The sequence below is a fragment of the Pseudomonas sp. Q1-7 genome (assembly GCF_028010285.1).
Lineage (GTDB): Bacteria > Pseudomonadota > Gammaproteobacteria > Pseudomonadales > Pseudomonadaceae > Metapseudomonas.
This window is the reverse complement of record NZ_CP116304.1, coordinates 795,516-817,500: the sequence shown is the minus strand read 5'-3', so window position 1 is coordinate 817,500 and position 21,985 is coordinate 795,516. Positions and strand designations below refer to the sequence as shown.

Below are 21,985 nucleotides of genomic sequence, written 5' to 3'. Positions count from 1 at the left end.
CACCACACGCCATGACGCATTCAGTACCCAAAGCGCCGCCATATCCGAAGAGCCATTTGCTGGCTGCTAGCGGTGTGGCTGCGCTGCTCAGCCTGGCCCTGCTGGTGTTCCCGTCTCGCGAGGTCGAGGCGAAGAAGACCTACATCAACCTGGAGCTGGAAAACGGCTCGGAGATGGTGATCCAGGAGAAAGATGATCTCCGACCAGGCTCCATCACCGGGGATGAAGGCCTCTCGCCATTCGCCAGGATCGAGAGCCCAGCCGAGAACCAGAACAGCGCCGGAAAAGACGCGGACCAGAAGAAAAAGAAAGTAGAAGCTACCGGCTTCGCTGCCACCCAACCGCCCACCGATCCCGGTCTCAAGATCGTGACCGTGGGGAATGGCGATACCTTGTCCACGGTATTTGCCAAGGTTGGCCTGTCCGCCAATGTCCTGCATGACGTCCTGAACAGCAGCAAGGACGCCAAGCAGCTCAGCCGCTTGAAGGTCGGACAGAGCATCGAATTCAAGCTGAACCCCAGCGGTGACCTCGAGAAGATCAGTACCAAGCTGAGCGGCCTCGAGAGCATTCACCTGGAAAAGACTTCCAAGGGCTACGCCTTCAAGCGTGACCTGATCAAACCGGAGCTGCGCTCAGCCTATGCCCGCGGCGAGATTAGCAGCTCGCTGTTTCTGTCCGCCAAACGCGCTGGGCTGTCCCATGACCTGACGATGGGCCTGGCCAACATCTTCGGATACGACATCGATTTCGCCCTCGACATCCGCGAAGGCGACGAGTTCGAGCTGATTTACGAAGAGAAGGTAGTTGACGGCAAGAAGGTGGGCAGCGGGGAAATCCTCGCCGCGCGCTTCATCAACCGGGGCAAGACCTTCAGCGCCATCCGCTATGTCGACAAGCAGGGTACCGCCACCTATCTGCGCGGCGACGGCACGGCCATGCGCAAGGCCTTTATCCGCACCCCCGTCGACTTCGCCCGTATCAGCTCGCGCTTCTCCAATGGTCGCCGCCACCCGGTCCTGAACAAGATTCGCGCCCACAAGGGTGTGGACTATGCGGCCCCCCGCGGCACGCCGATCAAGGCGACCGGCGATGGCAGGATCGTCCTGGCGGGTCGCCGCGGCGGTTACGGCAACGCAGTGATCATTCAGCACGGCAACAAGTACAAGACCCTCTACGGCCACATGCAGGGCTTCGCCAAGGGCATTCGTACCGGCGGTAGCGTGAAGCAGGGACAGATTATCGGCTACGTGGGGACGACTGGGCTGTCCACCGGCCCACACCTGCACTACGAGTTCCAGGTGAACGGCGTGCATGTCGACCCGCTGGGTGTGAAGCTGCCGATGGCCGATCCGCTGAACGTCGCCGAGAAGAAGCGCTTCCTGCAACTGAGCCAGCCCTTGCTTGCGCGCATGGACCGGGAAAAGGCCAGCACGCTCGCCTTGAACAAGCGCTGACCCCATGGCGCGCTACCTGGGAGTGATGTCCGGGACCAGCCTCGATGGCCTGGACATCGCCCTGATTGAGCAGACCGATCGCATCATCCTTCTCGACACCCACTACATTCCCATGCCCGGCGCGCTGCGCAGCGAGCTGCTGGCCCTCTGCGCCTCCGGTCCGGATGAACTGGCCCGCGCCGCGCTGGCGGAAAACGGCTGGGTGGAGTTGGCTGCTGCGGGAATCAACGCCCTGCTGGTCCGCAACAACCTAGGCGCCGGGGATATCCGGGCCATCGGTAGCCACGGCCAGACCGTACGCCATGAGCCCGCTCGTGGTTTCACCATCCAGATCGGCAACCCCGCTCTGCTGGCCGAGCTCACTGGCATCACCGTAGTGGGCGACTTCCGGCGGCGCGATGTCGCGGCTGGCGGCCAGGGCGCGCCACTGGTTCCCGCCTTCCACGAGTCGCTATTCGGCGACGCCGGCAGTCACCGTGCCGTACTCAATGTCGGCGGCTTCAGCAATCTGAGCCTGATCGATCCGGGTCAGCCGGTGCACGGCTTCGACTGCGGCCCCGGCAATGTCCTGATGGACGCGTGGATTCACCTCCAGCGCGGCGAGAGCTACGACCGACATGGCGACTGGGCGGCCAGCGGCACCGCGCAACAGCTCCTGCTGGACACCCTCTCCGGCGACGCCTTCTTCACCACCCGGGGCCCCAAGAGCACTGGCCGCGAGCTGTTCAACCTCGGCTGGCTCCAGTCCCACCTCGCCCGCCTGCCCATCTTCAAGCCCGAGGACGTGCAGGCCACCCTACTGGAACTCACCGCCCGCAGCATCACCGACGCTCTCCGCGCCGCACAGCCGCGGACGGACGACCTGCTGGTCTGCGGCGGCGGCGCCCACAACCGACAGTTGATGCTACGACTGGCCGCTCTCCTGCCTGGCACTCGAGTTAGCAGCACGGCGGACTTCGGTGCGGACCCGGACTGGGTCGAAGCCATGGCCTTTGCGTGGCTGGCCCATTGCTGCCTGGAAGGCATCCCCACCAATCGCCCCAGCGTCACAGGCGCCAGGGGACTGCGCATTCTCGGCGCCATCTACCCCGCCTGAGGCCCAAACGAAAACGCCGTGCCCATGGGCACGGCGTTTCTGCATGCGAAAAACGGTTAGATCGAGAAGGAAGAACCGCAACCGCAGGTGGTGGTGGCATTCGGGTTCTTGATCACGAAACGCGAACCTTCCAGGCCTTCCTGGTAATCCACTTCGGCACCCGCCAGGTACTGAAAGCTCATCGGATCGACCACCAGGCTGACGCCGTCACGTTCGACAATGGTGTCGTCATCCGCCACGTCTTCATCAAAGGTGAAGCCGTACTGGAAGCCCGAGCAACCGCCGCCGGTTACGAAAACACGAAGCTTCAGGCGCGGGTTACCCTCTTCATCGATCAGGTTCTTCACCTTGCTGGCCGCACCCTCGGTGAACATCAGGGCTGAAGGGGTGAAGGTTTCGACGCTCATGCTGCAACTCTCCCGGCTCGACGCCGCCATACTGCGCTAAGGCGAGGCATTATCCGCTTACCCTAGAAAACTGGTCAACTATTACGCGATTCGATCCGGCCTGGCGGTCGAAACACGGTGCCTGCGGTCAATCGCCGGCACCGTGCTTCCATCAAGGCAGCAGCGCCGCGTGGGAAAGGCCCAGGCGCTCTTCGAGGCCGAACATGATGTTGAGGTTCTGCACGGCCTGGCCGGAGGCCCCCTTCACCAGGTTGTCGATCACCGAAAGCACGACCACCAGATCACCGCCCTGGGGACGGTGCACCGCAATACGGCAGACGTTGGCGCCGCGCACGCTGCGGGTCTCCGGGTGGCTGCCGGCCGGCATCACATCGACGAAGGGTTCGTTGGCGTAGCGCTTCTCGAACAGGGCCTGCAGGTCAACGCCCCGGTCCGCAACGTTCGCGTAGAGCGTCGCATGGATGCCCCGTATCATCGGCGTCAGGTGCGGCACGAAGGTCAGGCCCACCGGACCGCCAGCGGCGCGGCGCAGGCCCTGACTGATTTCCGGCAGATGGCGATGCCCCTTCACCGAGTAGGCCATCATGCTCTCGCCGGCCTCACAGAACAGCGAGCCCACCTTGGCGCCACGGCCGGCACCACTCACGCCGGATTTGCAGTCCGCAATCAGTTGGGTCGTGTCGGCCAGACCGGCCTCCAACAGCGGGATGAAGCCGAGCTGGGCGGCAGTCGGGTAGCACCCGGGGACGGCGATCAGACGAGCACCCTTGATGGCCTCTCGATTCACTTCCGGCAGACCGTAGACGGCTTCTGGCAGCAATGCCGGGGCACCGTGGGGTTGGCCGTACCACTTGGCCCACTCCTCGGCGTCCTGCAGGCGGAAGTCGGCGGACAGGTCGATCACACGGGTGCCGGCGTCCAGCAATTCGCCGGCCAGCGCATGGGCCACACCGTGAGGCGTCGCGAAGAAGACCGCGTCGCAGGCGCCCAACGTCTTCGCATCCGGCACGCTGAAAGCCAGGTCGTCGTAGTGGCCGCGCAGGTTCGGATACATGTCGGCAACCTTCACCCCGGCCTCGGATCGCGAGGTGATTACCGCGACTTCCGCCTGCGGATGCTGAGCCAGCAGACGCAGCAGTTCGACACCGGTGTAGCCCGTGCCGCCGACGATTCCGACCTTGACCATCACTTGCCCCTCAATGAACCGATTGGAAAGCTGCCGATGATAAGGCCGCATCGGTCAGGGGCCAACCGTCGAGGTGACGTGCGGCCCGTCAAGCCTCTACTATCCGGGCAATCTGCCTGATGGAAACCCTCCCATGCTCTATCTGTGGCTCAAGGCCCTGCACATCATCGCCGTCATCTGCTGGTTCGCCGGCCTGTTCTACCTGCCGCGCCTGTTCGTCTACCACGCCATGGCCGAGGACGAATCCAGCCGCGAACGTTTCAAGGTCATGGAGCGCAAGCTCTATCGCGGCATCATGGGCCCCTCGATGGTCGCCACCCTGGTCTTCGGGCTGTGGATGCTCTACCTCAACCCCGCCTGGCTGAGCCAGGGCTGGCTGCACGCCAAGCTCACCCTGGTGGTCCTGCTGATCGGTTACCACCATGCCTGCGGCGGATTGCTCAAGCGTTTCGCGCGTGGCGAGAACCGTCGCGGCCACGTGTTCTATCGCTGGTTCAACGAAGTACCCGTGCTGTTCCTGATCGCCATCGTCATCCTGGTGGTGATCAAGCCCTTCTGACCCGACAAGAGGAAAGCCCGATGTCCCTGCCCGCACTGCTCGAACAACGCCTGCGCTTGCCGGTCGTGGCCGCGCCGATGTTCCTGGTGTCCAACCCCCAACTGGTTCTGGCCTGCTGCAACAGCGGTATCGTCGGCAGCTTCCCCGCGCTGAACCAGCGTGAAAGCAGCGGATTCCGAGCCTGGCTGGACGAGATCGAGGCGGGCCTGGACGCAGATTCGGCGCCCTTCGCGGTCAACCTCATCGTCCATCACAGCAACCCGCGCCTGCAGGCCGACCTGGCCATCTGCGTCGAGAAACGAGTCCCCATCGTCATTACCAGCCTCGGGGCAGTGAAGGAAGTGGTGGACGCGGTGCACAGCTACGGCGGCCTGGTGTTCCACGATGTGACCACCCGTCGCCATGCGGAGAAGGCCGCCGAGGCGGGCGTGGATGGCCTGATCGCAGTCGCCGCCGGCGCCGGTGGCCACGCCGGCACCTGGAGCCCCTTTGCGCTGATCGCCGAAATCCGCCAGTTCTTCGACAAGACCCTGCTGCTCGCCGGCTGCCTCAACCATGGTCACGAAATCTACGCCGCACAGATACTCGGCGCCGACCTGGCCTACCTGGGCACGCGTTTCATCGCCACCCAACAGAGCGACGCCGAAACCCGCTACAAGCAGATGATCCTCGACGCTCGCGCCGCCGACATCATCCACACCCCGGCCGTCTCCGGCGTACCGGCCAGCTTCATGCGCCAGAGCCTGGAGGCCGCCGGCTACGACATGAAGCGTCTCGCCGACAAGGGCGATATCGACTACGGTGAGAAGCTGAAACCCGTCAGCGACGAAGCCAAGGCCTGGAAGACCGTATGGTCCGCTGGACAGGGCGTCGGCAACATTCGCGATCTGCCCACGGTGAACGAGCTGGTTACCCGCCTCGATCAGGAATACCGGGCCGCTCGTGACAAGGCCGGGCAACTGGGCCAACGCTGGCCCCGCTGAAGCGAAGCCCCCCGCTCACGTGCTCCCGAGGCCTGTGCGTTTTGTGCGTCAGGCCGCTTGTGCCGTGGGCCGGCGCGCAATTACGCTGTGCCACTATCTCATTCTGTCGTCGACAAGGATGCCCGCATGACCGAAGCACGCTACAAGATCGTCTTCGACGGTGAACCCATGCCCGGCGTGGCGCTGGAAACCGTGAAGGAAAACCTCGCCCGCCTGTTCAAGAGCGACTCCAGCAAGATCGACAGCCTGTTCGGCGGCCGCAGCGTGGCCCTCAAGCGCGATCTGGTGGAAGCCGAGGCCGACAAGTACCTCGCCGCGCTGCAACGGGCCGGCGCCAAGGTGCGCAAGGAACAGGACATGGCGTCCGGCCTTAGCCTGGTGGCCACCGACGACCATCCGGACGCCAGCGCAGCCGCCGTCGCAGGCGCTCCCGCCAGCGAAAACATGAGCTGCCCGAAATGCGGCCATGAGCAGCCGAAGTCGGCCGAATGCCAGGCGTGCGGGATCATCATCGACAAGTACCTGGCGCGCCAGGCGCAACAGACCGAAGAAGCGGCCCAGGTGAAAGCCTCCATCACCAGCAACGAACCTTCATCGCCTTACGCGCCGCCCCAGGCGCAGGTGGGCGAGCAACTGCCGGAGTTCGGCGAATTGAAGGTTTTGGGCACCAGCGGTCGGATCGGCCGGGTACGTTACCTCGGCTGGAGCATGGCGCTGATGCTGGCCTTCCTGCCGATCGGCGGGGTGATCCTCGGCAGCTTCGCGCTCTCCGAAACGCTGGCCAGCCTGCTCGCCATTGCCGCCTGCGTTGCGCTGGTGGTCGTCAGCGTCTGCATCGGCGTGCAGCGCCTGCACGACATGGGCTGGTCGGGTTGGCTCTGGCTGCTGAACTTCGTGCCCATCGTCGGCAGCGTATTCGCCCTGTTGATGCTCTTCATGCCCGGCACCGACGGGCCCAACCGCTATGGCCCACCGCCACCTCCCAACAGCCGTGCGGTGAAAGTGCTGGCCTGGCTGATTATTCTGGTGCCGGTTATCGGTATAGTCGCCGCCATTTCGATACCGGCCTACCAGGGCTATGTGGAACGCGCCCAGATGAGCGGCGCCTCCAGCTTCGAACAACCCGCCGACGTGCCCGCCGAGTAAGCAACCTCCGGGGGCCGGCGCTGTCCAATCCGGCCCCTTCACGGAGAACCTCCAGATGCCCCGTTATGCCCTGATCACCGGCGCCTCCAGCGGCATAGGCCTGGCCCTGGCCGAGGCCCTGGCGCGACGGGGAAGACACCTGTTGCTGGTGGCCCGGCGGCGGGATGTGCTGGAGAGCATCGCCTGCGAACTGACCCAGCGCTTTGGCGTGGAAGTGCTGTTCCGCTATTGCGACCTCGCCGAACCCCTGCAGCTCTCCGGTCTGCTGATGGACCTGGAACAGGGAGAATGGGAAATCGATCTGCTGGTGAACAATGCAGGCATCGGCACGTCCGGCGCCTTCGTCGATCAGGATTGGGCGCGCGAGCAGGAGCTGATCGAACTGAATATCCTCGCCCTGGCCCGGCTCTGCCACGGCATCGGCGGCCTGATGGCCCGCCAGGGCGGCGGGCAGATCCTCAATATTGCTTCGGTGGCGGGTTTCCAGCCCGGCCCCTGGATGAGCAACTACTACGCCAGCAAGGCCTACGTGCTGAATTTCTCCGAAGGCCTACGCGAAGAACTCCGCCCTCGCGGGGTGAGGGTCTCGGTGCTCTGCCCCGGTCCGACCCGTACCGCGTTTTTCCGCGGCGCGCACCTGCGGGTCGACGGCCTGGACGGCAGCAAACTGATGATGAGCCCCGAGGAAGTGGCGCTGCTGACCGTACGCGCTCTGGAGAAGGACCGCGCCATCATCATCCCCGGCTGGCGCAACCGGCTGGCCGCCCTCTTCCCCCGCCTCGCGCCTCGCTGGCTGGTGCGTCACTTGGTCGGCCGCGTCGTGCGCCGCTTCGCGCAACCCTGAAAGGCTTCAGTCGGCCTTCACACAACGTCCGTTGGCCCAGGCCCGCAGGCTTGCCAGCTGCTCGGCCATCAGCACCGACAACGGCGCGCTGCCCTTGAGCTCGCTCAGCAGCAGGGCCTGGTCGGCCGGGCATTGGCGGGCCTGGGCCGCGTAGAGCATGCCCACCACCGCCTGCTCGATCTCGGCGCCGGAGAATCCATCACTGGCGGCCACCAGTTGGTGCAGATCGAATTGCGCCGGGTCGAGTTCGCGACGCACCAGGTGAATGCGAAAGATCTCGGCACGAATCTCCGGTTGCGGCAGGTCGACGAAGAACAGTTCGTCGAATCGCCCCTTGCGCAACAACTCCGGTGGCAGGCGGTCGATACTGTTGGCGGTGGCCACCATGAACACCGGCGCCTTGCGTTCGGCCATCCAGGTCAGCAGGGTCCCCAGCAAGCGCTGGCTGACGCCGCCATCGTGGTCGCCGCTGGCCAAGCCCTTCTCCACCTCGTCCATCCACAGCACGCAGGGCGCCATCTGTTCGGCGAGCTTCAGGGCTTCGCGCAGGTTGCGTTCGGTTTCGCCAAAAAATTTGTTGTACAGGCAGGCGAAGTCCAGGCGCAGCAGCGGTACCCCCCAGAGTCCGGCCACGGCCTTGGCCGCGATGCTCTTGCCACCGCCCTGCACACCGACCAGCAGCACGCCCTTCGGCCGATCCTGCCCCTTGTCGTCCACCAGTGCGGCCTGGCGATCGGCCAACCAGCGCTTGAGGTTGGCCAGGCCACCCACTTCGGCGAAACGGGCGGTTTCGTATTCGAAGCTGAGCACACCTTCCAGGTCCAGCAACTGGAACTTGGCCTTGTTCAACTCCGGCAGATCCTCCTGGGTAATGGCGCCGTCATCGCAGATCAGGTTGCGCGCCAGGGCACGCGCCTCGCCGTGGCTCATGCCACGCAGGTTCTTCACCACCTGCTGCAGGGTGCGGTTGTCGGTACGAACCCGCGCGCCGCGATTGCGCTCGCTCCAACGCGAAGCCTCTTCGCGGACGATGCTCAACAATTCGTCTTCGCTGGGCAGCGCGAGGTCGAAGCGCGCGGTGTAGCGCTGGACCTCGGGAGGCAGCTTGAGGGCATGGGAGACCAGTACCAGCGTCGGCTTGTGGTTGCCCTCGGCCATGGCCACTTCCTTGAGCAGCCTCACCACCTTGGGATTGTCAGAGAGGAAGGGATGCAGGTCGCACATCACGTAGAGATTCGGCTGCGGGTCGGCCTTGATCAGCTTGAGCGCCGCCTCCGGCTCACGGCTGTCCTCCTGCCCCAGGCTGTCGCCCCCGAACCCCAGGCGCTGCATGCCTTCGCTGACTGCCCAGGTGAAGAGTCCGAGGCCACGCCTGACCGCCAGGCTGGTGAGGGTTTCCAGCACCCGGCGCTCGTCCCAGGACTCGATCAGGATCAACTTCACTCGGGAATCCAGCACCAGACCGAGGTCATGGATATCGTTCTTCACACAGGCTCCTTGTGGGCCCAGGCCGAAGCTGGCCGGGGAAATGGCTCACCGCTAAACTCGAGATTTCTTATAACAGCCTGGAGAATTCCCGTGGACTGTCTGTTCTGCAAAATCGCGAGTGGGGACATTCCCGCGCGAAAGTTCTACGAGGACGATCAGGTCATCGCCTTCCATGACATCGGACCGCAGGCCCCCGTGCACTTCCTGGTGATCCCGAAGAGGCACATCCCTACCCTCACCGACCTCACCGAGGCGGACAAGGCTCTGGTCGGCCACATCGCCTACACCGCCCAGCGCCTGGCCATGGAGCAGGGATGTGACCAAGGCTTCCGCCTGGTGATGAACTGCAACGAGCAAGGCGGCCAGACCGTCTTCCATATCCACATGCACGTACTGGGTCAGCGCCAGATGCACTGGCCTCCGGGCTGACCCCGCCAGCGACCGGGGCCTGACACCGGTCAAGCCTCGGTCATCCCCTTGCGGTAGAATGCCCGCCGATATTCCACGGAGGTGCCGCATGGCCAGCGAACGTTCCTACTCCCCCGCCGACCGCCTGCTGTTGCAGGCCGATGCCGCGCTGCGCACCTTGCTGCCGTTCACCGGCCAGCCGTTCCGACCATCGCCGGCCGATGGCCAGCCCGATGCCGAACTCAAGGCCGAAGACGCCCGCCACATCGCCGGCCTGATGCGCATCAACCACACCGGCGAGGTCTGCGCCCAGGCGCTGTACCAGGGCCAGGCGCTGACCGCCAAGTTGCCGGAAGTACGCGTCGCCATGGAGCATGCCGCCGAGGAGGAAGTCGACCACCTGGCCTGGTGCGAACAACGCATCCGGGAGCTGGGTAGCCGTCCGAGCGTACTCAACCCGATCTTCTACGGCCTGTCCTTCGGCGTCGGCGCCGTGGCCGGCCTGATCAGTGATCGGGTCAGCCTCGGCTTCGTCGCCGCTACCGAGGACCAGGTATGCAAGCACCTCGACGAGCATCTGGAGCAGTTGCCGGCGGAAGATGGCAAGTCCCGTGCCATCCTCGAGCAGATGCGCACGGACGAGGAACAGCACGCCACCAGCGCCATCGAGGCCGGTGGCCTGCGCTTCCCGGCACCGGTCAAGTTCGGCATGACCCTGCTGTCCAAGGTGATGACCAAGAGCACCTACCGGATCTGAGTCGAGAACATGAAAAAGGGCGCCAACCGGCGCCCTTTTTCGTTTCCATGTCCCGTCCTGAATAAGGTTTACACCTTGGCCTTTGTTTTCAGGAGCGTCCCATGGCGCAAGGTGTACGACGTAGCCAGCGCGATTACACGCTGGCTTTTAAATTGGCGGTCGTCGACCAGGTCGAAAAGGGCGAAATGAGTTACAAGGAGGCTCAGGCCCGTTATGGCATCCAGGGTCGGTCGACGGTGTTGGTGTGGTTACGCAAGCACGGTCGGCAGGATTGGAGCCAGGGGGCGTCCATCCGTACCGCAAGGAGCCTTTCCGTGTCCGAGCCCGATCGACCCTTGACCCCCGAGCAACGCATCAAGGAACTGGAGCAGCAGCTGGAGCTAGCCAACCAGAAGGCCCAGTTCTTTGAGGCCGTGGTGGATGTGCTGAAGAACGACTACGGCGTTTCCATCGTAAAAAGCGTACCGGCAAGTCCTCACGCAAAGGCAAGTCCAAGGGCTGAGCGTTAGCAGGGCTTGCCAGTTCATGGGCATCAGTCGCCAGGCCTATTACCAGCGCAACCGGACGGCGGATCGCCGCGGCCATCAGGATCGACAGGTCGCCCAGTTCGTGCGGCACCTGCGGATGCGTCAGCCGCGCCTGGGCACACGGAAACTGCATTTCGTGCTTCAGCGTCAGGCCGACCCGAGGCTGCGGGTCGGGCGGGATCGCCTGTTTCGCGTGCTGGCCGAGCACCGGCTGCTGATCTTGCCCAAGCGGGCGTATCACAAGACCACTCAAAGCTTTCACCGCTTCTATCGCCACCCCAATCTGCTCAAGCCCGGCCCGCAGCAAGTGCAGCCCGACGCGCCGGAACGGGTCTGGGTCGCCGACATCACCTACCTGCCCAGCCAAAGCGGCCCGTTGTACCTGAGCCTGGTCACCGATGCCTACTCGCGCAAGATCGTGGGGCACCATGTCCATGAAGGGCTGCATGCCGAGTCGGTTGCCCGGGCTTTTAGCCTGGCCTTGCAGCGGCGCCGGACGCGCCAGCCCCTGGTGCATCACTCGGACCGTGGCATCCAGTACTGCTCGGCGCATTACCAACGCCTGCATGCCCAGCACGGCATTACCTGCTCGATGACCGATGGCTATGACTGCTACCAGAACGCCCTGGCCGAGCGGGTCAACGGCATCCTGAAGAACGAACTGCTGACCCAGACTCCAGCGAACCTGGTACAAGCCCGCCGGATGGTGCGCGAGGCCGTGGACATCTATAACCGGGAACGCCCTCACCAAGCCCTGAAATACAAAACGCCCGATGCGGTGCATCGGGCGTTTTGAGGTCTGGATCCTGGCCTGATAGGTGTAAACCTATTTCAGGACTAGACACCAGCGTGGAACCGCCTCAGTGCGGCACGTTGCGCGCGTAGAAGATTTCCAGCATCTCGTGGCGCACGCGCGCCTCGACTTCCTGGCGCTGCTCGGCGGTCAGGTTGCTGGTCGCGTCGCCGAACAGGTAGTTGTCCAGTTCGAACTCCTTGAGCAGCATCTTGGTGTGGAACATGTTCTCCTGGTACACGTTGACGTCCGTCATCTGGTAGGCGTCCTGGGTGTCGTCGGAGAGGTAGTTCTGGATCGAGTTGATCTCGTGATCGATGAAGTGCTTCTTGCCTTCGACGTCACGGGTGAAGCCGCGGACGCGGTAGTCCACGGTGACGATGTCCGAGTCGAACTGATGGATCAGGTAATTGAGCGCCTTCAGCGGGGAGATCACACCGCAGGTGGAAACATCGATGTCCACCCGGAAGGTGGCGATGCCCGACACCGGATGGATTTCCGGGTAGGTGTGAACGGTGATGTGGCTTTTGTCGAGGTGCGCCAGGATGGTTTCCGGCAGCGGGCCGGGCGACTCCTCGATCTGGCTGTCGGTGGGGGTCACCGGCTGCTCGGAGATCAGGATAGTCACACTCGCGCCCTGCGGATCGTAGTCCTGACGGGCGATGTTGAGGATGTTGGCACCGATGATGTCCACCACGTCGGTGAGGATCTGGGTCAGGCGCTCGGCGTCGTACTCTTCGTCGATGTACTGGACGTAGGCCTGCTGGTCCTCCGGCGTTTCCGCGTAGCAGATGTCATAGATGTTGAAGCTCAAGGTCTTCGTCAGGTTGTTGAACCCGTGGAGCTTGAGTTTGCTTTTCACCGTTGTGAGCTCTCTTGTGCATGTGCGGCTCCGCCGCGTGGTTGAGCATGCCCGTCAGAAGCGCACGACACTTCTGCGTAGGACGGTTTACACCTCTTCGCGTTGGCGATTGTGGTCGTAGGTTCGGGGCCCGGCGCCCCGGAATCTGAAAGGGGGCGAATTATGCAGACGACGGGCGCCGTCTGCCAGAGTTTGACGCGCAAATATGATGGCCGGATGTCGCATCCCGGCCATCCATCGGAACGCGGCTCAGGCGCCGAGTTCGACGATCTCGTAATCGTGAGTGATCTCGACACCGGCGCGACCGAGCATGATGGAGGCCGAGCAGTACTTCTCGGCGGACAGCTCCACCGCGCGCTTGACCTGGGCGTCCTTGAGGCCACGGCCTTTCACCACGAAGTGCACGTGGATCCTGGTGAAGACCTTGGGATCCTCGCTGGAGCGTTCGGCATCGAGGAACGCCTCGCAGCTTTCCACCGGCTGCCGCGACTTCTTCAGGATGCTCACCACATCGAAGTTGGTGCAGCCACCCAGGCCGAGCAGCAGCATTTCCATGGGGCGCACACCCAGGTTGCGGCCACCGGACTCGGGCGGGCCGTCCATCACCACCGCGTGGCCGCTGCCGGATTCGCCAAGGAACAGGGCTTCGCCCGCCCATTGGATGCGTGCTTTCATCGCCTGGAACTCCGCTCGGAAAAAGGTGCGGTAGCTTATCACAGCGAATTTTCCTCACCGGACCTCGTAGAGTTCCGAAGCAGGTGTTAGCTGCGTCGCAAATTCACGTTGTCGATTCGGGGGTGTCTGTTAAGCTGGCGCCGGATTACTGGCACACTTGGCCGGACAACTATTAGAAAATTGCCTGTTGGACAAAGGCTTACCTTCTCTTTTTCGGGACTCGGGCATGGTCGCAATTACCCTCACACCAAAAATAAAGAGCCTGGACAAACTACTCGCGCATTGTCACCGCCGCCGCTACACCGCCAAGAGCACCATCATCTATGCGGGCGATCGTTGCGAAACGCTGTTCTTCATCATCAAAGGCTCCGTCACCATCCTGATTGAGGATGACGACGGTCGCGAGATGATCATCGCCTACCTCAACGCCGGCGACTTCTTCGGCGAGATGGGCCTGTTCGACAAGGAAGGCTCCGAGAAGGAGCGCAGCGCCTGGGTCCGCGCCAAGACCGAATGCGAAGTGGCGGAGCTGAGCTATGCCAAGTTCCGCGAGCTCACCCAGCAGGACCCTGAAATCCTCTACGCCCTGGGCAGCCAGATGGCCGACCGCTTGCGCAACACCACGCGCAAGGTGGGTGACCTGGCTTTCCTGGACGTCACCGGCCGCGTGGCGCGGACGCTGCTCGATCTGTGCAAGCAACCCGACGCCATGACCCACCCCGACGGTATGCAGATCAAGATCACCCGACAGGAAATCGGCCGCATCGTCGGTTGCTCCCGCGAGATGGTCGGCCGCGTGCTGAAAAGCCTGGAGGAACAGGGCCTGGTGCACGTGAAAGGCAAGACGATGGTGGTCTTCGGCACCCGCTGAAGCCCCGAATGAAAAAGCCGGCGCAAGCCGGCTTTTTCATGCCTGGAAAACGGCCGGATCACTCCGGATCGGCGCGCGCCACCACGCGATGGCGTTCGGGGAAGAACAGCCGCCCCAGCTCGCTGCCCGGCTCCTCGGCCCGCATGAAGGCCTCCCCCACCAGGAACGCGTAGACGCCGCTGACTTCCATCAGCTCGACATCGGCGCGATTGAGGATACCGCTCTCGGTGACCACCAGGCGGTCGCGCGGGATGCGCGGCAGCAGGTCAAGGGTGGTTTCCAGGCTGACCTCGAAACTGTGCAGGTTGCGGTTGTTGATGCCCACCAGCGGGGTATCCAGGCAGCTCAGCGCGCGATCCAGTTCGTCGCTGTCGTGCACTTCCACCAGCACGTCGAGGCCGACGTCCTTGGCGGCGGCCGCCAGCTCCTTCATCCGCGCGTCTTCCAGCGCGGCAACGATCAGCAGGATGCAGTCGGCGCCGAGGGCGCGGGCTTCGACCACCTGGTAGGAGTCGATCAGGAAGTCCTTGCGAATCACCGGCAGCGAGCAGGCCGCACGGGCTTCCTGCAGGTAGGCGTCGGCGCCCTGGAAAAAGTCCACATCGGTCAGCACCGAGAGGCAGGCCGCACCGCCTGCCTCATAGCTCTTGGCAATCTGCGCGGGGACGAAGTGCTCGCGCAGCACACCCTTGCTCGGCGACGCCTTCTTCACCTCGGCGATCACCGCTGGCTCATGGCGCGCGGCGCGCTCCAGCAGCGCACGGGCGAAACCACGAGGCGCGTCGGCGGCGCGGGCCAAGGCATCGACCTCGGCCAGGGAGACGCGGGCACGACGCTCGGCGACTTCCTCGGCCTTGCGGGCCAGGATCTTCTCAAGAACGGTTGGGATGCTCACGCTTCATTCTCCACTCGGAACACCGCGGTAAAGGAGGCCAGCTCGTCCAGTTTTTCGCGGGCCAGGCCGGTGTGCAGGGCGTCCTGCGCCAGGCGCACACCTTCTTTCAGGCTGCCAGCCAGGTCAGCGGCGTACAGGGCCGCCCCGGCGTTCAGCACGATCATGTCGGCGGCCTTCTGGCCCTGCTCGGTCCTGCGTTTGCCCAGGGCGTCGCGGATCAGCTCAAGGGACTCCTGCGGGCTGCCCACGGTCAGGCCGATCAGGCTCTGGCTCTTGATGCCGAAGTCCTCGGGCTGGATCTGGTACTCGGTCACTTCGCCGTCCTTCAGCTCGGCGATATGGGTCGGCGCCGCGAGGCTCAGTTCATCCAGACCGTCCTTCGAATGCACCACCAGGATGTGTTCGCTGCCCAGGCGCTTGAGCACCTCGGCCAATGGGCGGCACAGCGCCTGACTGAACACGCCGACCACCTGATGCTTCACACCAGCCGGATTCGTAAGCGGGCCGAGCATGTTGAACAGGGTACGCAGGCCCAGCTCGCGGCGCGGCCCGGCGGCATGTTTCATGGCCTTGTGGTGGACCTGGGCGAACATGAAGCCGACGCCGATGCTCTCGATGCAACGCGCCACCTGCTCGGGCTTCAGGTCCAGGTAGATGCCGGCGGCTTCCAGCACGTCGGCGCTGCCGGTCTTGCCGGACACCGCGCGGTTGCCGTGCTTGGCTACTTTGCCTCCCGCCGCCGCCACCACGAAGGTGGCGGCCGAGGAGACGTTGAAGATGTTGGCGCCATCGCCGCCGGTGCCTACAACATCGACCACGTGGTCGAGGCTGGAAAGCTCCACGCGGACGGCCAGTTCGCGCATCACCGCGACTGCGCCGACGATTTCCTCGATGGTCTCGCTCTTCATGCGCATGCCCATGAGGAAGGCGCCGATCTGCGCGTCGGTGCACTGGCCGGTCATGATCAGGCGCATCACGTCCTGCATTTCTTCGGTGGTCAGGTCCAGTTGGTTGACCACCCGGTTCAGGGCTTCCTTGATGTCCATCAGCGTACTCCGCCGGTCTGCTTGAGGAAGTTGGCCAGAAGTTCATGGCCTTGTTCGGTAAGGATGGACTCCGGATGGAACTGCACGCCCTCGACGTTCAGGGTTTTGTGACGCAGCCCCATGATCTCGTCCACCGAGCCGTCTTCATGCTGGGTCCAGGCCGTGATTTCCAGCTCGTCGGGCAGGGTTTCCAGCTTCACCACCAGGGAGTGGTAGCGGGTGACGGTCAACGGGTGGTTCAGGCCCGCGAAAACGCCCTGGTCCTTGTGGAACACCGGGCTGGTCTTGCCGTGCATGGCCTGGCGGGCGCGAACCACATCGCCGCCGAAGGCCTGGCCGATGCTCTGGTGGCCCAGGCAAACGCCGAGGATCGGCAGCTTGCCGGCGAAATGGCGAATCACATCCAGCGACACACCGGCTTCGTTGGGCGTACAGGGGCCGGGGGAGACGACGATGCGCTCCGGGTTCAGCGCCTCGATCTCGGCGATGGACAGCTCGTCGTTGCGGATCACATGAACGTCGGCACCCAGTTCGCCCAAGTACTGCACCACGTTGTAGGTAAAGGAGTCATAGTTGTCGATCATCAGCAGCATTTCAAGCTTAACCTCTTGATATTACTGTACTTCAATCAATTCTTCCTGCTTCAATACCCGCATATGTACCCACTTTTTCTGTCGCTACATGGGGTTGGGGATAGGGCCGTCGGCCAGGCAAAACAGGAGCGAACAAAGACGGACCGGCCAAGCCGGCGAGGGGGACGTCAGACGCGCCAGCGCCAACGGGCGTGGGCCTTGATGACGCGCATCTGGAGGGTGCTGCTGGAGTTCACGGCGATATCTCGCGTTGCGATCTGGCCACAGTAGCGGAGCGAGCTATACGACGCAATAAGAGGGTATTGGCAAACTAACGATGTCTACCCGCCTCGCTCGCTCCGCCATCCTTGGCGAATAAGTTCACCTCCCACAAGGGATGGACCGCCTCGTTATCAGAGCGATTCCCTGGGGATCAGTGAGGGCGGGTGCCGCGAACTTCGCGAGCCGTACAACCAAATTGCTGACGGAAGGCACGGGTGAACTGGGCCTGGTCGCTGAAGCCCCAGCGGAAGGCCAGTTCGCCGATGGACTGGTGGCAATGAGGGTCGCGCAGTTGGCGGTGGACCGCCTCCAGACGTTGCTGGCGTACCCATTCGCCCAGGGAGTAGGGGGTGCTGGCGAACAGCTTGTGGAGGTAGCGCAGGGACAGGCCGCAGGCGCTGGCGATGGACTGGGGCGAGAGGTCGGGGTCGCCGAGGTTCTGTCGCACGTACTGCTCGACGCGCGTCAGGTGCAGGGTGCTGAGGTTGGAGCCTTCGCTGCCGAGCACCCGCTCGTCCTGCTGCAGTGCCAGCAACAGGGTGGACATGGCCTGTTCAAGCAGCAGGTGGCGGGCGGCCGTCGGGCAGCCTTCGAAGTGGCGAGCGCAGAGGTCCAGTTGTTCGACGAAGATGCGGCCCAAGCCCTGGGTCGCGTCGAAGCAGTAGCGGGTGTAACGCTCCGGGCCGCGCAGATGTCCCTTGAGGGCGCGCTCTGGCAGCTTGAGCACCCAGAGATCGTTGTCCGCGCCGTAGTGGAATCGGTAGGGCGCGTCGCCCCGTTCGATGATGAACCCGCCGGGGCTGCAACTCAGCTCGCGGCCGTCCTGCTCGAAGTGCACGTCGGCACAGCGGGGCACGGTCACCAAGTAGAAGGCGTCGTGGTCCTGGTCGATCTGCGCCTTGCTGCGGGAATAGCCCAGTTGGCTGGAACGCAGGCGCGACAGGCTGAGGGCGGTGCTGGGAGTGCTCCAGCGTTGTAGGTGGCCGTCGAAGGGCTGTTCGGGGGCGAACTCGAGGCTCAGGGCGAAATAGGTATCGCTGATGGCCTCGGCCCAGCGCGCCTGGCGTTCAGGCAGCGACCAGCCGTGGGTCGATAGTTCTGTGGGCATGGTTTGTCCTTTTTCAAAGAGGGCAGCATTGAAAAAAGGAACTGCAAGCAAGCTACTCAAGCAGCTCTTGTTATTGTCGAACAGCCCGGCAGCGCAAGGCTGCCGGGCTGGGAACACGCCGATGATCGACGTGGTGGTACGTAACATCAAGCGCCGCGCGTCACCCGGTAGGTAGCCGACGGCTCCAGGGTCGCCTGCCAACCCGGAGGCACCACGATATTGGTGGTGTCTTCCTCGATCACGCAGGGGCCCTGCACGGTCTGGCCCGGCAGCAGGCGGTTGCCGTTGAACACTGCGGTGGACTGCCAGTCGCCATCGGCGCTGAAGAGCATCGGGCGCAGGCTGTCCGGTACGGGCGCCGGCGGGTGGGGCGGACCTTGCAACTCCGGCTGCGGCGGACGTGGCAGGTGGCCGATCACCGAGCACTCCAGGTTCACCAGCTCCACCGGGTTTTCCGGTTCCGCGTAGGAGTAGAGGGTGCGATGGCGGCTGTGGAAGGACTCGATCAGCTCTGCCAGGCTCGCTTCGTCCAGTTGATGGCGTTCCAGTTCCACGCTGCATTCGTGGATCTGCCCGAGGTAGCGCATTTCCAGGGTGTAGTGGCAACTGCTGGCTTCGTCACCAAAGCCATCGTCCCGCAGGTTCACCAGGCCTTGCTGGCGCAGTTCGGTCAGGGCGCGGTTGAGTTGCGGCAGGTCCACATGGCCGGTGTCCAGGCGCATGGGCAGGCTGGTGAGCTGGTCGTAGCGCACGTCCGAGAGGATCTGGCCGAAGGCGCAGAGGCCCGAGGCCACCTTGGGGATCAGCACGGTCTGCATGCCGATCTCTTCCGCCAGACGTACCACGTGCATTCCGGCCGCACCGCCCGCGCCAATCAGGGCAAAGTCGCGGGGGTCATGGCCGCGCTCGATGGAGACGCGGCGGATACCGTTGACCATGTTCAGATTCACCAGGGTGGTGATACCGAAGGCCGCGCGCTCGACGCTGATGCCCAGGGGATCGGCGATCCGGCTGCGGATGGCGTCCAACGCCGCTTGGCGGTTGAGGCGGATACTGCCGCCCAGCAGGGCGCCGTCGGGCAGGTAGCCCAAGGCCAGGTTGGCGTCGGTGACAGTGGGTTCGGTGCCACCCTTGCCATAGCACACCGGGCCCGGCTTGGCGCCGGCGCTGCGGGGACCGACCTGGAGCATGCCGAACTCATCCAGATGAGCGATGGAGCCGCCGCCGGCGCCGAGGGTTTCCACCTGGATCATTGGCACGCCGATGCGCTGACGGAGGAAGTCCACGTCCTTGCTGAAGTTGGTGCGGCCGGCGTTGGTCAGGGTGATGTCAAACGAGGTACCGCCCATGTCCACGGTGATGACGTTGTCGATGCCGAAGGGGCGCGCCACGGAAAGTCCGGCCTGGGGCGCCGAGGCCGGGCCGGAGTTGATGGCGTTCACCGCGCGGTCGCGCATCACATGGCCTGGCGCCAGGCCGCCGTTGGACTGGAAGTAGCGCACGGGTTGCTGGGCGCCAAGTTCCTCGAAGAGCATGTCGATGCGCTCGACGTAGCGGGCCATCACCGGGCTCAGGTAGGCGTTGACCACGGTAGTGGAGGTGCGGGTGTACTCGCGGATCTGCGGGAACACGTCGACCCCGGTGCAGACGAACACCCCTGGCAGGGCGGCGCGGACCAGTTCGGCGGCGCGCTTTTCGTGGCTGGGATTGCGTACCGACCAGACGAAGGAGATGGCCACGGCCTCCACGCCTTCGGCGCGGAAGTACTCGATGGCTTCGCGCACCGCGCGCTCGTCCAGCGGGCTGTGCTCACGGCCGTCGCCGAGAATGCGGCCGCCGATGGGGCGACGCAGGTGACGCGGCACCAGCATGTGGGCCGGCGGATAATGCGCGTCGTAGCGGTGACCTTCTTCCTTATGGCCGAGGCGGATTTCCAGGCTGTCTTCGTGGCCGTCAGTGCAGAGCAGGCCGACCTTGACGCCAGTGCGCTCGATCAGCGCGTTGAGGGCCACGGTGGTGCCGTTGATGCACAGGTCGCAGTTGGCAATGATGTCCGCCGGGGTGCGGCCCGTGGCGTCGGCGATTTGCGCGAGGCCGGCGCGGATGGCCAGGGTGCCGTCTTGCGGCGTGGAGGGGGCCTTGAACAACTGCACGCCGCCGTCGCGGTCGGCCAGGATGAAATCGGTGAAGGTGCCGCCGGCATCGATGCCCAGGCGATATTGGTTACGCATGTCGGATCTCCGGGTCAGAACTGGGCGCGGGCGGCGCGGGTGGCGGCTTCGTCGAGGTGGCCGTCGGCGTCGAGGGTCACGCCGTATTCCAGTGCCGCGCCTTGAGGCGAAACCAGTCCGTTGCGTACGTCTTGCAGCACCGCCGCCACTGGACGGCGCAAGGGGTCGCCGTAGCCGCCGCCACCGGGGTTGACGTTGATGATCCGCTCGCCCGGCTGCACGGTGAGCATCGGGTTCTGGATGTAGTGGTCTTCCTCGCCGTCGGCATGGCGGTGGATCAGGCGGCCGAGCTTGGGGGCCAGCAGGGCGTTGCGGGCGCCGGCAGCTCCGGCGGTCGGCAATTGGCGGCCTTCACCGAAGCCGACCACGGTCATCGCATGCTCCAGGGGTTCGATCTCCAGGCGAGTGCCCGAGCCACCGCGGAATTCACCGGCGCCACCGCTGTCGGCCATCAGGCTGTAGCGGTGAATCAGCACGGGGTAGGCGTGTTCCAGCAGTTCGATGTCACCGCTCATCAGGGCGCCGAAGCAGCACAGCGGCCCGCAGGCGTGCCAGCCGTCCATCACTTTGTTGGCGCCGGCCCCGGCGATGACCGAGGCGAGCACCATGGTGACGTACTCGCTGCCGCCATTGCGCGGGTCGTGGCCGGCGATGTTGATGCCACTGGCGTGGCCCCAGGACGCGGTGACGCGGTTGGGCGAGGCTTGTTCCAGGGCCTGGCGCACGGCGTCGGCCAGGGTTTCCATGGGGGTGGTGGTGCAGTTGACGTGGGGCGCCGGTTCCTCGGCGTTGCAGAGCGTCCCGCGGGGGCCAACGTCCACCGTCACGCAACGGTACAGCCCTTCGTTATAGGGCGGCGCCACCTGGGCGAACATCATCAGCCCGAGGTACACCCCGGAGACCGAGTTGCCCTCGTAGGAGTTGATGAAATAGGGCACCTGGGGTGGGCTCTCGATGCGGATATGGGCCTCGTCGCCACGGATTTCCACATGGGCGGTGATGGCCAGTTCGCCCAGCCCGTGGCCGGAGTCCTCCAGCACGGCGGTGCCACTGTAGTGGCCGTCCGGCACGTCCCGCAGCAGCGCGCGCATGTGGCGGTCGGCCATGTTCTTCAGCTCGGCGATGCAGGCGCGCACTTCGTCCACACCGTACTTGTCCAGCAGCTCCAACAGGTGGCGCTCGCCCACGGAGCAGGCGCCGTACTGGGCGTTGAGGTCGCCTTCCTGGTAGGGGCGGGCGCGCATGTTGGTGAGCATGAAATTGATCACGTCCTCGCGGCGCTTGCCCTGCTCCCAGAGCTTCACCGGCGGGATGCGCAGGCCTTCGGCGTAGATCTCCTTGGCGTCCGGGTTGTAACCCGCCGGCACCGGGCCGCCGACATCGGTGAGGTGGCCCTTGCAGACGGTCCAGAACACCAGCTCGCCCTCGTAGAACACCGGCTTGTACATGCAGCAGTCGAGGATGTGGCTGCCCTTGTAGGCCGGGTCGTTGTGATAGATCACGTCGCCTTCGGCGATGTCGTCGCCGAAAAATTCGGCCACGCACTTCATGGCGGGGATCAGCGAACCCAGGTGGATGGGAATGTCCTGGCCCTGGAGGATCATCTCCGGGAGGTGATCGAACAGGGAGTTGGAATAGTCGTGGGCCAGGTTGAATACGCTGGAGCGGCCGGTCTTTTCCAGGGTCAGGGTCATCTCCCGTTGCGCGGTTTCCAGCGCACCTCGGACAACCGCGAGGGTAATCGGATCAACTGTCTTCATAAGGCACCAATGCTTCTTCTTGTGCTTCGGGT

At 64.3% G+C, this 21,985-nt stretch carries 21 protein-coding genes; 10 read left to right on the top strand and 11 right to left on the bottom strand.

The window, feature by feature from the left end; all coding sequences use genetic code 11:
- Positions 1-11: 11 nt before the first annotated feature.
- Positions 12-1,457, top strand: a complete 1,446-nt coding sequence (locus PJW05_RS03655) for a peptidoglycan DD-metalloendopeptidase family protein (protein ID WP_271410416.1) — start codon at positions 12-14, stop codon at positions 1,455-1,457.
- Positions 1,458-1,461: 4 nt separating this feature from the next.
- Positions 1,462-2,553, top strand: coding sequence for an anhydro-N-acetylmuramic acid kinase (locus tag PJW05_RS03650; RefSeq protein ID WP_271410415.1), 1,092 nt, complete (start codon positions 1,462-1,464; stop codon positions 2,551-2,553).
- Positions 2,554-2,609: 56 nt separating this feature from the next.
- Here the strand turns inward: PJW05_RS03650 and erpA are convergent, their stop codons facing one another.
- Positions 2,610-2,960: an iron-sulfur cluster insertion protein ErpA gene (gene erpA, locus PJW05_RS03645; protein ID WP_028631048.1), complete on the bottom strand. Its 351-nt coding sequence runs from the start codon at positions 2,958-2,960 to the stop codon at positions 2,610-2,612.
- Between the two features lie 151 nt (positions 2,961-3,111).
- Positions 3,112-4,146: an N-acetyl-gamma-glutamyl-phosphate reductase gene (argC, locus tag PJW05_RS03640; RefSeq protein ID WP_271410414.1), complete on the bottom strand. Its 1,035-nt coding sequence runs from the start codon at positions 4,144-4,146 to the stop codon at positions 3,112-3,114.
- A gap of 133 nt (positions 4,147-4,279) precedes the next feature.
- Here argC and hemJ point away from each other — a divergent pair, with 133 nt between their 5' ends.
- The 4 genes from hemJ (at position 4,280) to PJW05_RS03620 (ending at position 7,678) form a co-directional block, all read left to right on the top strand.
- Positions 4,280-4,705, top strand: coding sequence for a protoporphyrinogen oxidase HemJ (gene hemJ, locus PJW05_RS03635; RefSeq protein WP_271410413.1), 426 nt, complete (start codon positions 4,280-4,282; stop codon positions 4,703-4,705).
- A gap of 20 nt (positions 4,706-4,725) precedes the next feature.
- Positions 4,726-5,688 (top strand): NAD(P)H-dependent flavin oxidoreductase, encoded by a 963-nt coding sequence (locus PJW05_RS03630; RefSeq protein ID WP_271410412.1) that lies wholly within the window; start codon positions 4,726-4,728, stop codon positions 5,686-5,688.
- A 126-nt stretch (positions 5,689-5,814) separates the two neighbouring features.
- Positions 5,815-6,834: a DUF805 domain-containing protein gene (locus tag PJW05_RS03625; RefSeq protein WP_271410411.1), complete on the top strand. Its 1,020-nt coding sequence runs from the start codon at positions 5,815-5,817 to the stop codon at positions 6,832-6,834.
- Positions 6,835-6,889: 55 nt separating this feature from the next.
- On the top strand, positions 6,890-7,678 hold the full coding sequence (locus PJW05_RS03620; protein ID WP_271410410.1) for an SDR family NAD(P)-dependent oxidoreductase: 789 nt from the start codon (positions 6,890-6,892) through the stop codon (positions 7,676-7,678).
- A 6-nt stretch (positions 7,679-7,684) separates the two neighbouring features.
- Here PJW05_RS03620 and PJW05_RS03615 read toward each other — a convergent pair whose 3' ends face one another.
- Positions 7,685-9,166: an AAA family ATPase gene (locus PJW05_RS03615; RefSeq protein ID WP_271410409.1), complete on the bottom strand. Its 1,482-nt coding sequence runs from the start codon at positions 9,164-9,166 to the stop codon at positions 7,685-7,687.
- 90 nt (positions 9,167-9,256) lie between these two features.
- Here PJW05_RS03615 and PJW05_RS03610 point away from each other — a divergent pair, with 90 nt between their 5' ends.
- The 3 genes from PJW05_RS03610 (at position 9,257) to PJW05_RS03600 (ending at position 11,654) form a co-directional block, all read left to right on the top strand.
- The gene (locus PJW05_RS03610) at positions 9,257-9,595 is read left to right on the top strand and encodes a histidine triad nucleotide-binding protein (protein WP_271410408.1); all 339 of its coding nucleotides are present in this window, start codon (positions 9,257-9,259) and stop codon (positions 9,593-9,595) included.
- Between the two features lie 88 nt (positions 9,596-9,683).
- Positions 9,684-10,331, top strand: a complete 648-nt coding sequence (coq7, locus tag PJW05_RS03605; protein ID WP_271410407.1) for a 2-polyprenyl-3-methyl-6-methoxy-1,4-benzoquinone monooxygenase — start codon at positions 9,684-9,686, stop codon at positions 10,329-10,331.
- A gap of 101 nt (positions 10,332-10,432) precedes the next feature.
- Positions 10,433-11,654, top strand: a protein-coding gene (locus tag PJW05_RS03600) for an IS3 family transposase (protein ID WP_271408853.1) whose coding sequence is annotated in 2 segments (ribosomal slippage) — positions 10,433-10,788 and positions 10,787-11,654 — 1,224 coding nt in all. Because the reading frame shifts where the segments join, the coding sequence is not laid out codon by codon here.
- A 64-nt stretch (positions 11,655-11,718) separates the two neighbouring features.
- Here the strand turns inward: PJW05_RS03600 and speD are convergent.
- Both speD and PJW05_RS03590 read right to left on the bottom strand, forming a co-directional pair.
- Positions 11,719-12,513 carry an adenosylmethionine decarboxylase gene (speD, locus tag PJW05_RS03595; RefSeq protein WP_271410406.1) on the bottom strand — a complete coding sequence of 265 codons (795 nt, stop codon included), beginning with the start codon at positions 12,511-12,513 and terminating at the stop codon, positions 11,719-11,721.
- Positions 12,514-12,762: 249 nt separating this feature from the next.
- A complete protein-coding gene (locus PJW05_RS03590) occupies positions 12,763-13,188 on the bottom strand; it encodes an OsmC family protein (protein ID WP_271410405.1) in 426 nt (141 codons plus the stop codon).
- A 226-nt stretch (positions 13,189-13,414) separates the two neighbouring features.
- Between PJW05_RS03590 and crp the strand changes: the two genes are divergently transcribed.
- On the top strand, positions 13,415-14,059 hold the full coding sequence (crp, locus tag PJW05_RS03585) for a cAMP-activated global transcriptional regulator CRP (RefSeq protein ID WP_069081944.1): 645 nt from the start codon (positions 13,415-13,417) through the stop codon (positions 14,057-14,059).
- Positions 14,060-14,117: 58 nt separating this feature from the next.
- Here the strand turns inward: crp and trpC are convergent, their stop codons facing one another.
- From trpC to capB, 6 genes are all read right to left on the bottom strand, one after another.
- Positions 14,118-14,954, bottom strand: coding sequence for an indole-3-glycerol phosphate synthase TrpC (trpC, locus tag PJW05_RS03580; protein WP_271410404.1), 837 nt, complete (start codon positions 14,952-14,954; stop codon positions 14,118-14,120).
- Complete coding sequence (trpD, locus tag PJW05_RS03575; protein ID WP_271410403.1) at positions 14,951-16,000, bottom strand: anthranilate phosphoribosyltransferase; 1,050 nt, start codon at positions 15,998-16,000, stop codon at positions 14,951-14,953. Before trpD ends, trpC begins: the two co-directional genes overlap by 4 nt.
- Positions 16,000-16,593: an aminodeoxychorismate/anthranilate synthase component II gene (locus PJW05_RS03570; RefSeq protein WP_271410402.1), complete on the bottom strand. Its 594-nt coding sequence runs from the start codon at positions 16,591-16,593 to the stop codon at positions 16,000-16,002. The genes trpD and PJW05_RS03570 overlap by 1 nt, the downstream gene beginning before the upstream one ends.
- Before the next feature lie 412 nt (positions 16,594-17,005).
- Positions 17,006-17,962 (bottom strand): helix-turn-helix domain-containing protein, encoded by a 957-nt coding sequence (locus tag PJW05_RS03565; protein WP_108240874.1) that lies wholly within the window; start codon positions 17,960-17,962, stop codon positions 17,006-17,008.
- 146 nt (positions 17,963-18,108) lie between these two features.
- Positions 18,109-20,193, bottom strand: coding sequence for a caprolactamase subunit alpha (gene capA, locus PJW05_RS03560; protein WP_031690355.1), 2,085 nt, complete (start codon positions 20,191-20,193; stop codon positions 18,109-18,111).
- A gap of 14 nt (positions 20,194-20,207) precedes the next feature.
- Positions 20,208-21,887, bottom strand: a complete 1,680-nt coding sequence (gene capB / locus PJW05_RS03555) for a caprolactamase subunit beta (RefSeq protein ID WP_240431982.1) — start codon at positions 21,885-21,887, stop codon at positions 20,208-20,210.
- Between the last annotated feature and the right edge of the window lie 98 nt (positions 21,888-21,985).